Genomic DNA, 2,557 nt, shown 5'->3' with positions numbered 1-2,557 from the left:
CGGTCGCGCCGACCGCATGGGGCTGCGCGGCTCGGTGCGCGGCAGGATGGAGCGGCACGGCGGCACCGCCGAGGTGCGCTCCGCGCCCGGCGAGGGCACCGAGGCGCGGCTGTGCCTGCCGCTGCACCGGCTCGAGGAAGGGAACCCGTCATGACCCTGCGCGTCGCGATCGTCGACGACCACGCGATGTTCCGCACCGGCGTCCGGGCGGAGGTGGCCGGCGACGTCGAGGTGGTGGCCGAGGCCGAGGACGTCGACTCCGCCGTCGAGGCGATCGTCCGCACCCTGCCCGAGGTCGTGCTGCTGGACGTCCACATGCCCGGCGGCGGCGGGCTCGAGGTCATCCGCCGCGTCCACCCGCGTCACCTCGAGGTCAAGTTCCTCGCGCTGTCGGTGAGCGACGCCGCCGAGGACGTCATCGGCATCATCCGGGCCGGAGCCCGCGGCTACGTCACCAAGAACATCTCCGGCCCCGAGCTCGTCGACGCGATCCGCCGCGTGGCCTCCGGCGACGCGGTGTTCAGCCCGCGCCTGGCCGGGTTCGTGCTGGACGCGTTCGCCGGCACCATCGAGGTCGCGCAGGTCGACGAGGACCTGGACCGGCTCACCGAGCGCGAGCGCGAGGTGATGCGCCTGATCGCCCGCGGCTACGCCTACAAGGAGGTGGCCAAGGAGCTGTTCATCTCGGTCAAGACGGTCGAGACCCACGTCTCCAGCGTCCTGCGCAAGCTGCAGCTCTCCAGCCGCCACGAGCTCACCCGCTGGGCCAACGAGCGCCGCCTGATCTGAGCCCGACCGCCGGCCGGGGTTCCTACGGCCTCGGCAGGCGGACGCGCAGGAAGCGCGGGCGGTACAGCGTCGGGTCCTGGTCGATCAGCGCCGTCCGCGTGGTGTTGTGGCTGACCGAGACGACCATCGTGCCGGGCTCGGGCAGCAGGTCGGGGTGCGCCAGCGGCATGTAGCGCAGCAGTGAGCCGTCCTCCTTCGACGGGATGGACGCCAGCGGCTCCTGCGCCGTGAACGGCCCGTGCGGCGTGGGCGCGGTCCAGACGACGAGGTCCTTGCCCAGGAAGTCGTCGCGCTTGCTCAGCGCGTACCAGGTGCCGTCGGACTCGAAGACCGACAGCGTCTGCGAGACCCCGCCGACCGGGTCGATCAGCTCGGCCGCCTCGCCGGCGTCCTCCTGCCACCGCTCGCCGTCCCAGTACGTCCAGCGGCTCGGCCGCGCGATGTCGGCCAGCCGGGTGCGCGCGACCGACAGCGACCAGCCGAACACGAGCGGGTCCTCGGGGTTGGCCGTGCCGTAGAGGTAGACCCAGTCGTCGTCGAGCGCCGCGGCCGCGCCCCAGGTCGGACGGGTGCGGGACGCGCGGTCGGGGCCGAGGTCGCGCAGGTCCTGCAGCTGCGGGGTGGCGCCGCGGTCGACCCGGAAGACGGCGACCGCGGGGCCGAGGTTCTCGAACTCCTGGCTCTCGGGACCGCCGGTGCCGCGGACGCGCTGGGCCATGACGCCGACGAGGTCGTACCCGTCGCGGGGCACGGCGGCGACCGACATGGGCCAGTAGCCGACGCCGTCGTCGCGGTCGGGGATGAGCGCGCCGCGGTCGGGCGGCTCCACCAGGCCCGCGCAGCCGGGGCCGAACACCAGCATCGAGTTGCGGACGAAGCGGTCGCCCGGGTAGTCGGGGCCGCGCAGCGTGTCGCCGAAGACGTACAGCGTCCGGTCGTCCTGTAGCCGCACGCTCGCACCGACGTCGCCGCCGCGGAACCCCTCCTGGGAGCGGTAGCCCTCGGTCACCGCGTTGAGCCCCGCGAGCGTCCGCGGCTGGTCGAACGGCTGGCAGTCGGTCGTGTTCAGCCGCCGCGCGTCGTCGGACGACCAGGGCTGCCACACGAGCACGACCACCAGGACGGCGACGAGCGCCAGCACCCCCGCGGTCCACCACGGGTGGCGGCGGACGAGCGGGTGGGCGCTGACGTCAGGCGTCGTCACGGGCGCGACCCGCCCAGGTGCCGGCGAGCAGCAGCACCAGCCCGGCGGCGAGCCAGACGCCCACCACGAGCACGGGGTGCCCCACCCCGGCGCCGTCGAAGTAGACGATGCCGCGGACGGCGCTGGTCCCTGCTCCCGGAGGCAGCCACGGGCCGATCATGCCGAAGAACGGCGGCAGCAGCGACGTGGGGTACGCGCCGCCGGCACTGGGGTTGCCGAGCACCACGAACAGGACGATGGCCAGGGCGATGCCGACCAGGCCGAGCCAGGTCTCCAGCGCGAGCGTCGCCAGGCCGACCGCGAGCACGAGCAGCGCCCCGAACGCGGCGAGCGTCCAGACGTCGTGGTCGAGCGCCCCCAGCCACGGGCCGGCGACCCATGCGCCACCCACGCCGGACAGCAGGGCGTAGCCGACGACGCCGCCCACGCGGACGGCGAGCCGGCGCAGGCTCGACAGCCGGGTGCCGGCGGTGATGCCGAGCACGGCGGCCGCGAGGTAGCCGCCGACCACCCAGCGACGGCCAGGTAGAAGGCGCTGAGCCCGCGGCGTCCTGGTGCCGGCGG

The 2,557-nt window shown here is 74.5% G+C and carries 2 protein-coding genes and 1 pseudogene; 1 reads left to right on the top strand and 2 read right to left on the bottom strand.

Features of this window, described 5'->3' with window-relative positions:
- The first annotated feature begins 150 nt into the window (after positions 1–150).
- Positions 151–789, top strand: coding sequence for a response regulator (locus tag AC2W7G_RS13535; RefSeq protein ID WP_485868897.1), 639 nt, complete (start codon positions 151–153; stop codon positions 787–789).
- A gap of 22 nt (positions 790–811) precedes the next feature.
- Here the strand turns inward: AC2W7G_RS13535 and AC2W7G_RS13530 are convergent, their stop codons facing one another.
- Both AC2W7G_RS13530 and AC2W7G_RS13525 read right to left on the bottom strand, forming a co-directional pair.
- Positions 812–1,993: a DUF4185 domain-containing protein gene (locus AC2W7G_RS13530; protein WP_485868896.1), complete on the bottom strand. Its 1,182-nt coding sequence runs from the start codon at positions 1,991–1,993 to the stop codon at positions 812–814.
- Positions 1,980–2,557 (bottom strand): annotated as a pseudogene (locus AC2W7G_RS13525) (hypothetical protein); the annotation flags it as partial. The pseudogene AC2W7G_RS13525 and the gene AC2W7G_RS13530, both read right to left, overlap by 14 nt.

The sequence above is a fragment of the Aeromicrobium sp. PFPM2_SD2 genome, from assembly GCF_057364525.1.
This window is presented reverse-complemented; position numbering and strand designations above follow the sequence as displayed.

Coding starts and splice junctions, on each gene's coding strand:
- AC2W7G_RS13535 (WP_485868897.1), top strand. CDS start 151: ATGACCCTGCGCGTCGCGATCGTCGACGACCACGCGATGTTCCGCACC.